This window comes from Streptomyces sp. NPDC051183 (assembly GCF_040682455.1).
Lineage (GTDB): Bacteria > Actinomycetota > Actinomycetes > Streptomycetales > Streptomycetaceae > Streptomyces.
The window spans coordinates 215,523-228,450 of sequence record NZ_JBFBBA010000005.1 but is presented as its reverse complement, the minus strand read 5'-3'; the positions used below and the strand labels follow the sequence as shown (position 1 = coordinate 228,450).

The 12,928-nt window shown below is 73.4% G+C and carries 11 protein-coding genes; 7 read left to right on the top strand and 4 right to left on the bottom strand.

Going from position 1 to position 12,928, the window contains the following annotated elements; translation table 11 throughout:
• Positions 1-626 precede the first annotated feature (626 nt).
• On the bottom strand, positions 627-1,436 hold the full coding sequence (locus AB0M99_RS06715) for a GNAT family N-acetyltransferase (protein ID WP_365917565.1): 810 nt from the start codon (positions 1,434-1,436) through the stop codon (positions 627-629).
• Positions 1,437-1,496: 60 nt separating this feature from the next.
• Between AB0M99_RS06715 and AB0M99_RS06710 the strand changes: the two genes are divergently transcribed.
• The 6 genes from AB0M99_RS06710 (at position 1,497) to AB0M99_RS06685 (ending at position 9,188) form a co-directional block, all read left to right on the top strand.
• Positions 1,497-1,943, top strand: coding sequence for a signal peptidase I (locus tag AB0M99_RS06710; protein ID WP_365917564.1), 447 nt, complete (start codon positions 1,497-1,499; stop codon positions 1,941-1,943).
• A 221-nt stretch (positions 1,944-2,164) separates the two neighbouring features.
• Positions 2,165-4,414 (top strand): MMPL family transporter, encoded by a 2,250-nt coding sequence (locus AB0M99_RS06705; protein WP_365917563.1) that lies wholly within the window; start codon positions 2,165-2,167, stop codon positions 4,412-4,414.
• Between the two features lie 39 nt (positions 4,415-4,453).
• Complete coding sequence (locus tag AB0M99_RS06700) at positions 4,454-5,008, top strand: GNAT family protein (RefSeq protein WP_365917562.1); 555 nt, start codon at positions 4,454-4,456, stop codon at positions 5,006-5,008.
• A gap of 112 nt (positions 5,009-5,120) precedes the next feature.
• On the top strand, positions 5,121-5,750 hold the full coding sequence (locus AB0M99_RS06695; protein ID WP_365917561.1) for a hypothetical protein: 630 nt from the start codon (positions 5,121-5,123) through the stop codon (positions 5,748-5,750).
• A 157-nt stretch (positions 5,751-5,907) separates the two neighbouring features.
• Positions 5,908-6,072 (top strand): hypothetical protein, encoded by a 165-nt coding sequence (locus AB0M99_RS06690; protein WP_365917560.1) that lies wholly within the window; start codon positions 5,908-5,910, stop codon positions 6,070-6,072.
• 32 nt (positions 6,073-6,104) lie between these two features.
• The gene (locus tag AB0M99_RS06685; protein ID WP_365917559.1) at positions 6,105-9,188 is read left to right on the top strand and encodes an AAA family ATPase; all 3,084 of its coding nucleotides are present in this window, start codon (positions 6,105-6,107) and stop codon (positions 9,186-9,188) included.
• Positions 9,189-9,210: 22 nt separating this feature from the next.
• Here AB0M99_RS06685 and AB0M99_RS06680 read toward each other — a convergent pair whose 3' ends face one another.
• The 3 genes from AB0M99_RS06680 to AB0M99_RS06670 all read right to left on the bottom strand — a co-directional run bounded on the left by AB0M99_RS06680 (position 9,211) and on the right by AB0M99_RS06670 (position 11,823).
• Entirely contained in the window at positions 9,211-9,393 is a 183-nt protein-coding gene (locus tag AB0M99_RS06680; protein WP_365917558.1) for a DUF6191 domain-containing protein, read from the bottom strand.
• Between the two features lie 39 nt (positions 9,394-9,432).
• A complete protein-coding gene (locus AB0M99_RS06675) occupies positions 9,433-10,599 on the bottom strand; it encodes a PQQ-dependent sugar dehydrogenase (protein ID WP_365917557.1) in 1,167 nt (388 codons plus the stop codon).
• 204 nt (positions 10,600-10,803) lie between these two features.
• Positions 10,804-11,823: an aldo/keto reductase gene (locus AB0M99_RS06670; protein ID WP_365917556.1), complete on the bottom strand. Its 1,020-nt coding sequence runs from the start codon at positions 11,821-11,823 to the stop codon at positions 10,804-10,806.
• 82 nt (positions 11,824-11,905) lie between these two features.
• On the opposite strand from AB0M99_RS06670, the gene AB0M99_RS06665 reads away from it, so the two are divergent.
• Positions 11,906-12,853, top strand: a complete 948-nt coding sequence (locus tag AB0M99_RS06665; protein WP_365917555.1) for a 2-hydroxyacid dehydrogenase — start codon at positions 11,906-11,908, stop codon at positions 12,851-12,853.
• The last annotated feature ends 75 nt before the right edge of the window (positions 12,854-12,928 follow it).

The following is a 12,928-nucleotide window of genomic DNA, read 5'->3' as shown; positions in this document are numbered from 1 at the left end:
CCTGTGCCGGCCTGGGGCCTGTGCCGGCCTGGGGCCTGTGCCGGCCTGGGGCCTGTGCTGGCGTGGGGTCGTCGGCCTGCGGCCCGTGACGGCCTGGGGCCTGTGCCGGCCTGCGGCCTGTGCGGGCCTGGGGCCCGTCCCGGCCTGTGGCTCGTGCCGGTCCGGGGCATGTGACGGCCTGTGCCCCGTCTTGGCCGGGGGCCGTGACGGGAACGCCCCGTCCGGGTCTGCAGCCTGTGCTGGCGTCGGGTCTGTCCTGGCCTGGGGCCCGTGCTGGCCTGGGGGCCGTGACGGTCTGTGGCTCGTGCCGGTCCGGGGCATGTGACGGCCTGTGCCCCGTCTTGGCCCGGGGGCCGTGACGGCCCGCGGCCCGCGGCCCGTCCCGGCCGCCGTCCATCGGTGCGGGTCCCTCGGCCCGGGGGGAACGCCCCGTCCGGGTCTGCGGCCTGTGCCGGCCTGCAAGGTCTGTCCTGGCCTGCGGCCCGTGACGGCCCGCGGCCGGGCGACGGGTGCGCACCGCGCCCTCCGGCGGGAGCGGTCCAGGCGGTGAGGCAAGGCGGCCGCCGCATGGCCGGGCGTGCTGCGTTCGTAGGGCGGCGCCGCAGCCGTGGGGAGGCCGGGCAGGCCTACGCGGCCGGGGTCCAGACGTAGGGGACCGTCACGCCCAGGACGTCGAAGCCGAGGCGTTCCAGGATCGGGCGGCTGTCGTCCGAGGCGTCCACCTGGAGGTAGCGGATGCCGCGCTCCGCCGCGATGCGGGCGCGGTGGGCCACCAGCAGCCGGTAGATGCCGCGGCCACGCCACTCGGCCACCGTGCCGCCGCCCCACAGGCCCGCGAAGGACCCTCCCGGCAGCATCTCCATCCGGGCCGCGCTCACCGGGGTGTCGCCGGCCATCGCGAGGACCGCCTCGATGCGGTCGGGCTCGTTGCTCAGCATGCTGAGCAACTGCTGACGGATGCGCGGTCGGTCAGTGCCGAAGGCCTGCCGGTGGACCTCCATCATCAGGTCCACCCCCTCCTCGTCCTTCACCACCCGCAGCGTGATCCCCTCCGGCGGCGCCACCGGCAGCGCCGCGAGGTCCGCCACCCGGCACACCATCAGCGTCTCCGCCGGCTCCGCCACGAAGCCGGCGGCCCGCAGTCGCTCCCCGAGGTCGGCCGGGCCGTCGTAGTCGTACAGCTTCCACTCGAACTCCGCGGACTCGCCCCCCGCCGCCCGACCCGAGAAGTACGCCACCTGCTCCGCGATGGCCACGTCCGCCGTCCCCTCGTCGAGGTCCGACCAGAGCACGCCGTTCCAGCCGAGGCCGGGCACGCTCTGCCGTACGACGCCACCCACCCGCTCCACGCGCGCCTCGGCCGCGTCCGGCCGGGCATCGCGGCGCATCTCCGCGTCGTACTCGGCGCGTACTTTCATCAGCTCATCAAGATCCATGTTCATCGCACCAGCTCACCAGCGGCCACCCCGCGTGCACAAGTGCATTAGCCTCGCCCCGTGAACGACCACCACGCCCCGCCCCTCGCCGTCTACACCGGCAAGGCCACCCCCGACGCCGCCGCAGACCGCGGCTGGCTCCTCGGACACTTCAAGGAGCCGGGCGATCCCCGCCACAGCGAGGACGTGGAGATCAAATGGGGCGTCCACCCGAAGGGCGAAGAGCGGGCGCAGTGGGTCACGGGCGAGGCCCGTACCGCCCTGCAGGTGCTCATCAGCGGACGCTTCCGGCTGGAGTTCCCGGGGCGCAGCGTCGTCCTCGCCGAACAGGGGGACTACGTCGTCTGGGGGCGCGGCGTCGACCACTCCTGGTACGCGGAGGAGGACGCGGTGGTGCTCACGGTCCGCTGGCCCTCCGTCCCGGGCTACCGGGCCGATCCGCCCACCGACCCTCCCACGGACCAGCCCACGGCGGCGCCGACGGACCCGCCGCCCCGAGAGTCCTAGGTCCCGCACCTTCCCGAACGCCCTGTGACGATCCCCACGAATGGGGCCAACGATCACGAAACGCTGCGATCGTGAAGGTGTAGACCAGCCTGGGCCATGCCTCCGGGGCGATCCCCCGGAACACCGGCCGGACCTTCACACACACAAGCGTTCAGTGTTCATGCGTTCTTTGCGACGGGCCGTTCCCCGGTAAAGATCCGAACCACCAGGGAGCTCGTCCGTTGGCAGCAATCGCGCGGTGGTGCATGCGGCACCGACTCGTCGTCGTCCTGCTCTGGCTGCTCGCACTCGGCGGGACCGCCGCGGCCGCGGCCACCGCGGGAAGTGCCTTCTCCAACGACTACGAGGTCCCCGGCACCGAGTCCAGCAAGGCGCACGCCCTGCTGCGCGAGGGGTTCCAAGGCCAGGGCGGGGACACCGACACCATCGTGTGGCGGGCCCCGGACCATCAGCGCGTGACGACGCCCGACGTCGAGCAGCGGATGACGCGCGCGCTCGACACCATCGCGAAGCTCCCGGGCGTCGGATCGGTCGCCGGCCCTTACGGCCCGGCCCCCGAGAGCGCCGCCCAGATCAGCCGCGACGGGCGCACCGCCTACGCCGTGGTCACCTTCGACCGCAACGCCGACTCGGTGCCCAAGTCCGAGGCCAAGGCCGTCGTCGCCGCCGCGAAGAACCCGGCCACCGAGGCCGACGGGCTCCAGGTCGAACTCGGCGGCCGCGCCATCGGCCTCACCGAAGCCCCCAGCGCGCACCTCGCCGAGGTCATCGGCGTCGCCATCGCCGCCCTGGTCCTCTTCCTCGCCTTCGGCTCGCTCGCCGCGAGCCTGCTGCCCATCGCGACCGCACTGGTCAGCGTGGGCACGGCGTACTTCGGCATCACCCTCCTCGGGCACGCCATGCCGGTCGCCGACTTCGCCCCGATGCTCGGTACCCTCGTCGGCCTCGGTGTCGGCATCGACTACGCGCTGTTCATCGTCACCCGGCACCGCAAGGGCCTGGGGCGCGGCCTCGCCGTCGAGGAGGCGGCCGAGAGCGCCGTCGCCACCACCGGCCGGGCCGTCGTCTTCGCCGGGGCCACCGTCTGCATCGCACTGCTCGGCATGCTCGTGCTGAGGCTGAACTTCCTCAACGGCGTCGCCATCGCCGCCTCCCTCACCGTGGTCCTCACCGTCGCCGCCTCGGTGACGCTGCTGCCCGCCCTGCTCTCGTACATCGGCACGCGCGCCCTCTCGCGCCGCGAGCGCCGCAAGCTGGCCGCCGAGGGTCCGCGGCCCGAGTCGGTCACCGGCTTCGCCGCCCGCTGGTCGGCCTTCGTGGAGCGCCACCCCAAGCTGCTCGGGATCGTCGCCACGCTGGTCATGGTGGTGCTGGCGCTGCCCACGCTCTCCCTGCACCTGGGCACCTCCGACCAGGGCAACAACCCGGCCGGCTCCACCACGCGCAAGGCCTATGACCTGCTCGCGGAGGGCTTCGGCCCCGGCGTGAACGGCCCGCTGAGCGTGGTCGCCCGCCTCGACGGCGCCGGCGACCGGCTCGCCGTCGAGCGGCTGGCCGAGTCGCTCCGTACGACCGAGGGCGTCGCCTCCGCGGGGCCGGCCGTCCTCAACCGCAGCGGCGACACCGCGGTCCTGACCGTCGTACCGGACTCCGCCCCGCAGTCCCGGGCCACGAGCGACCTGGTCGACACGCTGCGCTCGGAGGTCATCCCGCGCGCCGCGCACGGCAGCTCCATGGACGTCCACGTCGGCGGTGTGACCGCCGGCTACGACGACTTCGCCGAGGTCATCATCGGCAAACTGCCGCTCTTCGTCGGCGTGGTCATCGCCCTCGGCTGTGTGCTCCTGCTGCTGGCCTTCCGCTCCATAGGCATCCCCGTCAAGGCGGCGGCCATGAACGTCGCCGCCGTCGCCTCCTCCTTCGGGGTCGTCGTCGCGATCTTCCAGTGGGGCTGGGGCAGTGAGCCGCTGGGCCTGGGCAGCGCCGGCCCGATCGAGCCCTTCCTGCCGGTGATCATGGTCTCGGTCCTCTTCGGGCTGTCCATGGACTACCAGGTCTTCCTGGTCAGCCGGATGTACGAGGAGTGGCTGGAGACCGGTGACAACAAGCGGGCCGTCCGCGTCGGCCTCGCCGAGACCAGCCGGGTGATCAACTCGGCCGCCGTCATCATGATCTCCGTCTTCCTGGCCTTCGTGCTCAGCGGCGACCGGATCATCGCGATGTTCGGCATCGCGCTGGCCGCGGCCGTGGCGCTCGACGCCTTCGTCCTGCGCACCCTCCTGGTGCCGGCCCTGATGCACATGCTGGGCGGTGCCAACTGGTGGCTGCCGGCCTGGCTCGACCGCCGACTGCCCAAGATCAGCATCGAGCCCCCGGAGCGCCGTCCGCATGCGACACTGCCCGCGCAGCGGCCCGGCACGGACGACGCCAGAAGCGAGGACGGCGCCGACCGCGCGACCGCAACCCGGTGACCCGGCCGCCGGCCGGACGAGACCCAAGGACGAGCCCGCATGTTCTCGATAGACCTCGCCGACGACGCTCAGCTCTTCCCGCTGGAGGTCCGGCACGCCGAGGAGTTCCTGGCCCACATGAACCGCGGCCGGGAGTACATCGGCCGCTACGTGGGCCTCCCCGACGTCACCGCCGACCTCGACTCGACGCGGACCTACCTCGCCAACTACGCGCAGAAGGCCGCCACCGACACCGGGCGCCTCTACGGCATCCGCGTCGACGGCACCCTCGTCGGCGGAGTCCTCTTCCGGACCTTCGACGCCGGCTCCGGCACCTGTGAGGCCGGCTGCTGGCTGGAGCCGACCGCGGCCGGCCGGGGCCTGGTGACCAAAGCCTGCCGCATCCTGATCGACTGGGCCTTCCGGGACCGCGGCATGCACCGCGTGGAGTGGCACGCCGCGAGCGAGAACAAGAAGAGCCTCGCCGTCGCCGCGCGGCTCGGCATGACCCGCGAGGGCGTCATGCGGCAGAACGACCTCCACCACGGCGTCCGCCAGGACACCGAGATCTGGGCGGTCCTCGCCGACGAATGGCCCCCGGTCACCCCTGCCTGAGACCACGCGCCGCGGGTCCCGCGAAGGGCCCGCGGCCGGTCCGGCCGGGCGGCGTCCCGCGATTCGGCGGATTTTAAGAAACCTCTCAGACAAGCCGCCTACCGTGCCCCGCATGGACACCACGAAGACCCCCGCCCCGACCGCTCCCGAGGCGGACTCCGCCGAGCCCAAGGCCGCCGCGGAAGCGGCCGAGGCCGGTACGAACACCCCGGCCGACCTGAAGAAGGCCGACGCCGCCGAGCCGGCCGGCACCACCGAGGACGCCGAGTCCGCCGAGGACCTCGAAGACGGTCTCGCGGCCACGGACGACGACGAGCTCGACGAACTCGACGAGCAGCCCAGCGGCGTGGCCGCCGCGGCCTCCGCCGTCGTCGCCGCCGGTCTCGGCCTCGTCGCCCTCAGCGGCAGCTGGGTCTCGCGCGTCATAGCCGAGCGCCAGACCCTCATCGGCCAGATCGAGTCGGCCAACGCCACCACCACCGAGGCCAAGATCGAGGCCCTGTACGGCGACGCCTGGCACCTCACCGCGCTGGTCAACGGCGTCGTGTCCACCCTGGCCCTGCTCATCGCCGTCTTCGTGCTGGCCCGCCCCGCCTTCGGCGCCCCCGGCCGCACCCTCCCGACCTGGGTCCGCTCCGTGGCCTGGGCCGGCGTCGCCCTCGGCGCCCTCGGCGTACTGCTCTTCGGCCTCATGTACTTCGACATCCTCGTCCCCCTCCCGACCGCTCCGGCTGCGGGCTAAGTACTGCCTTGGTCCCCCTCAGGGACCCGCGGCCCGGGACTAAGGCCCCCCAGGCCGTACAGATGAGGCATGCGCCCGATGTGGCGGTACCCCCTGGGACGAGATTCTTGGATCACACCGAACGAGGTGCCCGAGAAACCCGACCAGGGAGTACGAGATGTTCGAGTACGAGATCGCCAACGCCCGCCGCGCCGACCTGATCCGCGAGGCCGACGAGTACCGCCTCGTCAAGGACGCCAAGCGCGCCCGCCGCTCCTCGCGAAGCCAGGAACCCGAGGGGTCGGTGAGAGGACACCGCAGCCGCTTCACCCGCGCCGCGTAACCCGCGTCGCGAAGCGTGTGGACCGGCACGTGATGGGAAGCGCACGGATATCGACTGCCGCCGGGCAGGAAGCCTGTGCCATGCTCGGCGGCGTGGAGACCAGATCTGTCAGCCCGGTGTTCGTCGGCCGAGCCGACGAACTGGCCATACTCACCGACACCCTGACGCGAGCCGCCGGCCAGGAGCCGCAGGCGCTGCTCGTCGGGGGCGAGGCGGGCGTCGGCAAGACCCGCCTCACCGAGGAGTTCATCGGCGAGGCGACCCGCCGCGGCGCGGTGGTCGCAGTCGGAGGCTGTGTGGAGATCGGGGCGGAGGGACTTCCCTTCGCCCCGTTCTCGACGGCCCTGCGCACCCTGCACCGGCAACTGCCCGAGGAGTTGTCCGCGGCGGCCGCCGGCCAGGAGGACGAACTCGCCCGGATCCTCCCCGAACTCGGCGAGACCCCGCGCGGCCCGCACGACGAGGAGAGCACGGCCCGGCTCTTCGAGCTGACGGCCCGGATGCTGGAGCGGCTCGCCGCCGACCGCACCGTCGTCCTCGTCCTGGAGGACCTGCACTGGGCGGACAGCTCCACCCGGCACCTGCTGGCCTACCTCTTCCGCACCCTCAACACCGGCCGGCTCGTCGTGGTCGCCACCTACCGCGCCGACGACGTCCACCGCCGCCACCCGCTGCGCCCGCTCCTGGCCGAGCTGGACCGGCTGCGCACCGTCCACCGCATCGAACTGCCCCGCTTCAACCGGGCCGAGGTGCGCCGCCAGCTCGCCGGCATCCTGGCCTCGCAGCCCGCCGAGGACTTCGTCGACTCGGTCTTCGAACGCTCCGACGGCAACGCCTTCTTCGTCGAGGAACTCGTCGCCTCCCGGGCGAGCGGCTGCCGCACCGGGCTCACCGAATCCCTGCGCGACCTCCTGCTCGTCCGCGTCGAGGTGCTCCCGGACGCCACCCAGCGCGTGGTCCGCATCGTCGCCGAGGGCGGCTCCACCGTCGAGTACCCGCTGCTGCGCGCCGTCACCCGGCTCACTGAGGACGAGCTGATCGAGGCCCTGCGGGCCGCCGTCGGCGCCAACATCCTGCTCGCCACCCCCGACGGGGACGGCTACCGCTTCCGCCACTCGCTGGTCCGCGAGGCCGTCAGCGACGACCTGCTGCCCGGCGAGCGCGCCCGCGTCAACCGCCGCTACGCCGAGGCGATGGAGGCCGACGACTCGCTGGTCCGCGCCGAGGAGCGGGTCATCCGGCTCGCGAGCTACTGGTACTGCGCCAACGACACCGCCAAGGCCCTGCCCGCCGTGCTCGCCGCCTCCGTGGCCGCCCGCCGCCGGCACGCCTACTCCGAGCAGCTGCGGCTGCTGGAGCGGGCCATGGAGCTGTGGGAGAGCGCCCCGCACGAGGTACGCGAACAACTGCGCCCGGCGGACTACACCGAGGTGTACCCGCCCTGCGGCTGCGACCCGGCGACCACCCCGCTCCAACGGCTGGACCTGCTGGCCGAGGCGACGGTCGCGGCCCGCTTCGGAGGTGAGCGCGAACGCGCCCTGAAGTTCACCAAGACCGCCCTGCGGATGCTGGACGACGGCCAGGACCCGCTGCGCGCCGCCTGGTTCTGGACCGAGCGCTCCCGGCTCGTCGCCGGCCTGGCCCGCGGCGACGGCTGGGCGGAACTCGCCAAGGCGCAGGAGCTCGTCCGGGGGCTGCCCCCGTCCCAGGTGCACGCCGACGTCCTGGTCCGGGCCGCGAGCTGGGGCATGCTCCACAACCCCGGCCCCGACAACCTCGCGGCCGCCGAACGCGCCGTGGAGTACGCGCGGATGGTTGGCGCCGAGGACACCGAACTCAACGCCCGGATCACGATCGGCAGCCTGCTCACCGATGCCGGCGAGCCCGAGCGCGGCCTCGCCGAGATGCACGACGTCAAGGAACGGGCCACCGAACTCGGGCTCGTCATGCTGGCGGGACGTGCACATATCAACATCACCTCTCAGTTGGAAGGACTGGGGCGGTCCCAGGAGGCCGTGGAGGTGGCCTTGCAGGGAGCCCGGCTCGTTCACAAATCACAGCTGCTGGACACCGAGGCCTGGGTCCGCGGGAACATGGCGGAGAGCCTGTACAGCCTCGGCCGCTGGGACGAGGCCGCCGAGGAGGCCCGGCGCACCCTGCACGTCGGCTCCAGCGCCGCACCGCGCGCCTCGGCCTGCGCCCGGCTGGCCTATCTGGCCCTGGCCCGCGGCGAGTTGACCGAGGCGGCCGCCAAGCTCGCCGAGGCCCACGCCTACTTCGGCACCCACGACGCCCAGCCCCAGCACCGGCTGCCGCTCTACCGCCTCGCCATCGGCGTGGCCGCGGGGGAGGGCCGCATAGCCGACGTCCGCACCGAGACGGCCGCGGCCGTCGACTACGGCTTCCCGCTCGGCCACCACCGCTACGCCTGGCCGCTGCTCCTCGCCTCGGCCTCGGCGGAGGCGGACGCCCGCGGCCTCCCGGTCGCCGACGCCGGCCGGGACGCGGCCGTGGCCGTACTGCGCAGCGCCGCCCGCACCCTCGCCACCCCGGCGCCGGTGTGGGCCGCCCACGCCGAGTACCTCCGCGCCGAGCTGCTCCGGGCCGAAGCCCAGGACACCGCGGCCGACTGGACCGCCGTCGAGGCGGCCGTACGCCCGCTGGACCGCCCGTACCTGCTGGCCAGGGCCCGCCACCGGCGCGCCGAGGCCCTGCTGATGTGCGGCCACCGCGACCCCGCGGCGGAGCTGCTCCGCGATGCCTACGCCACGGCCGAGCACCTCGGCGCCCGCCGGCTCCGCGAGGACCTGGCCCTGCTCGCGCAGCGCGCCAGGCTCCCGCTCACAGCTGTGGACACCCCCCGGGCCCTGCCCGAGCCGGACACCGACCCGGCCGAGGCCCTGGGCCTGACCAGTCGCGAGAAGGACGTACTGCGTCTGGTGGCGGCGGGGCACACCAACCGCCAGATCGCCGAGGAGCTCTTCATCTCCCCGAAGACGGCCAGTGTGCACGTCTCGAACATCCTGGCGAAGCTGGGCGTCGCCGGCCGGGGCGAGGCGGCCGCCCTCGCCCACCGGCTGCGGCTCTTCGCCCCCGCGGCACCGGCCGTCCGGTGATCCCCGAAGCCGACCGGACGGCCTAGGACTCGGGGGCCTCCGGATCGGCCGGGCGTATGAGCACCCTGCCGGACTCCAGGTCTATCGGTCCGCGTCCCGGGTCGCCGTCACCCACGTCGGTCCGGGACAGCTCCAGCCGCTTCTTCTCGTCGTTCGTGTGCTTGCGACCCGGGTTGAACAGTTCCTCGATCATGTTGAACACCACGCACACCGCACCTCTCGTCCCCTGCCGGGGCCATGCCGGCTACCGCACCGTCAGTGTCAGGATCCTGTCGTCGCCCGCTTCCGGCGACCCGCGCCCGTCCGTCTCGCTCGTGACCAGCAGCAATCTGTCCCCGCCAAGGGGCACCACCGTGCGCAGCCGTCCGTACTTGCCTTCGAGGAAGGCCTCGGGCTCCGCCGCCAGACCCGTCCCGGCCAGGGGGATGCGCCACAGCCGGTTCCCCTTCAGCCCGGCCATCCAGATCGACCCCTCCGCCCAGGCGATCCCGCTCGGCGAGGCTTCGTCGGTCTTCCACACCGCCACCGGATCGCGCAGGCCCGGCTTGCCGGCCCTGCCCTCCGCCATCGGCCAGCCGTAATTGCCGCCGGGCTCGATCAGATTCAGCTCGTCCCAGGTGTTCTGGCCGAACTCCGCCGCCCACAGCCGTTTGTCCTTGTCCCAGGCGAGGCCCTGGACATTGCGGTGCCCGTACGAATAGATGACGGAGTCGGCCTCGGGGTTGCCGTGCACCGGATCCCCGTCCGGGGTCATCCGCAGGATCTTGCCGCCCAGCGACTTCTTGTCCTGCGCCAGCCCGGTCTCACCGGTCTCGCCCGTCCCTGCATAGAGCATCTTGTCCGGGCCGAAGGCGATCCGGCCGCCGTTGTGGATCAGGCCCTTGGGAATGCCCCGGAACACCGTGTCGGGGGCGCCCAGTTGCTGCCCGGCCGGCCGCTGATCGTCATAGCGCAGCCGGGCGATCCGATTGTCGGACTCGGTCGTGAAGTAGACGTACACCATGTGGTCCGAGGCGAAGGAGGGGGACAGGGCCAGCCCCAGCAGACCGCCCTCGCCGCCCGGTGCCACGCCGGGAACCTTCCCGATCGGCGTCACCGCGCCCGTGGCCACATCCACCCGGCTGACCGTGCCCTTGTCCCGGGAGGCGACCAGGAGATTCCCGTCGGGCAGGGCGGCCACGCCCCACGGCGACTCCAGGCCCTTGGCCACCTCGCCGGTCACCGTCACCGCGCCCTTGGCCGGCGGCCCCGAGGCCTGGGAGGACGCCGACGGCCCGCCCGACGCCGCCGACGGCGAGGCAGTGGCCCCCGAACCCGGTGGCGAGCCGCCTGTTCGCGCCCCCGGCCCGCCCGCAGGCGAGCACCCGCCGGCCAGCAGGGCCCCGCACCCGGCCAGCGCGAGCGCCGCCACTGCCCTCCCGGGCCGGGCGCCTGCCCCCGCACGCCCCGCCGCCGCCACTGCCCGCCCGGAACCCAGTCCGTATCGCATGGTCCTGCTCCCCTCCGGTCCGCCGATCGCGCCCTTACACATGACTCAACAGCCTCGGCCGGTCCCGAAGTTCCACCCCTCGTACACCCGATCGAGTGGTTGTGGGGCAGCCGCGATCGGCCCTGCTCAGTCCCAGGCCCCGACCGCCGGCGGGAGCGCCGCCAGGTCCGCCAGGTCCGCGGGCGTCAGCCGCACCTGCGCCGCGCGCGCGTTCTCCGCCGCCCAGCGCGCCCGCTCGGCCCCCGGCACCGGCACCACCTGCGGCCCCTGGGCCAGCACCCACGCCAGCGCCACCTGCGCCGCCGTGACCTCGGGCCCGTGCCGCCGCGCCACCTCCCGCAGCCCCGCCACCAGCACCTGGTTCGCCGCCATGGCGTACGCCGTGAACCGTGGATGCCGGGCCCGCACGTCCTGCGACTCGAAGCCCTCGCCCGGGGTGAGCGTCCCGGTCAGGAACCCGCTCCCCAGCGGCATCGCCGCCAGGAACCCGACCCCGCGCGCCGCGCACCACGGCAGCAGCTGCCACGCCGCCTCCGGCGACCACAACGACAGCTCCGCCTGCACCGCGCTCACCGGGAACACCTGCTGCGCCCGCTCCAGGTGCCGCAGGGTCGCCGCGTACGCAGGGTCCCCGCGCCGCCCCGCCCCGGGCCCCGCACCGGCGCCCAGCGCGCAGAACCCGAGGGCCCGCACCTTCCCCGCGCCCACCAGCTCCGCCATGGCGCCCCAGGTCTCCTCCACCGGGACGTCCGGATCCACCCGGTGCAGCTGGTACAGGTCTATGACGTCGGTCCGCAGCCTGCGCAGCGAGGCGTCGCAGGCCCGCCGCAGGTAGCCCGGCCGCCCGTCGGCCACCACGTGCTGCTCGCCCGCCCGCAGCCCCACCTTGGCCGACACGAACGCCTCGGACCGGCGCTCCCGGAGCACCCGCCCGAGCAGCAGCTCGTTGGTGTACGGGCCGTACAGGTCGGCGGTGTCCAGCAGGTTGGCCCCCAGGTCGAGCGCCATGTGCACCGCGGCCAGCGACCGGGCGCCCGCGTCCTCCCGCTGCCGGCGCGAAGGCCCGTACGCCCAGCTCATCGGCATGCACCCGAGCCCGACGGCGCCCACCGCCAATGCACCCGCCCCGATCGACCTGCGCTCCACCCGTGCGTCCCCCCGCCCTCTCTCCCGCTCCGGCGAACAAACTAACGGCTTGATCAGAATGCCTTGGCATAGCCTCGGGATCATGACCGCAAAGACCGGGGACGTCTGGCTCCCCTTCCCCGCCGAGGAGTTCCAGGGCCTGCCCGACTCCTTCCGATACCGACACTGGGACGGTGAGGAGACCTTCCCGGCCGACCCGGCCGACTGCGTCTTCTACGTCACCCCGTACATGAAGTCCGCCGAGGTCACCCTGCGCCCGCTGGCGGCCATGGCGGACCTGCGGGTCGTGCAGACCCTGACCGCCGGCATCGACCACGTGCTCGGCGGCCTCGCCGACCTGCACCCCGGCGTACGGCTGTGCAACGCGCGTGGCGTCCACGAGGCGAGCACCGCCGAGCTCGCGCTCACCCTGGTCCTGGCCTCCCTGCGGGGCATCCCGGGCATGGTCCGCGGCCAGGACCGCGAGGAGTGGCACGGGGGCTTCTACGAGGCGCTGGCCGACAAGTCCGTACTGATCGTCGGGTACGGGTCCATCGGCGCGGCCATCGAGGACCGGCTGGCGTCGTTCGAGTGCGGGCGGATCGAGCGGGTCGCCCGCTCGGCCCGCACCACCGACCGCGGGCCGGTGCGCGCACTCGCCGAACTGCCCCGACTGCTCCCGCAGGCCGACGTGGTGATCCTCTCCGCGCCCCTCACCGAGCAGACCCGCGGCCTGGCGGGCGCCGAGTTCCTCGGCCGCATGAAGGACGGAGCGCTGCTGGTCAACGTCGCCCGCGGCCCCGTCGTCGACACCAAGTCCCTGCTCGCGGAACTGGAGTCCGGGCGGCTGCGCGCCGCGCTGGACGTGACCGATCCGGAACCGCTGCCTCCAGGCCACCCGCTCTGGCATGCTCCCCATGTCCTGATCACGCCCCATGTCGGCGGCAGCAGCTCGGCGTTCGAGCCACGGGCGAAGCGGCTCGTGGCGCGCCAGCTGAATCGCTTCGCCGTCGGAGACCCCGTGGAGAACACGGTGTTCATCACCGAGTGACGTGTGATGCGCACGCTCCGGAGTCACCCGGATGCGCTCAGTGGGCACAACTCCCCGGTTGGTGACGGAGCGTAG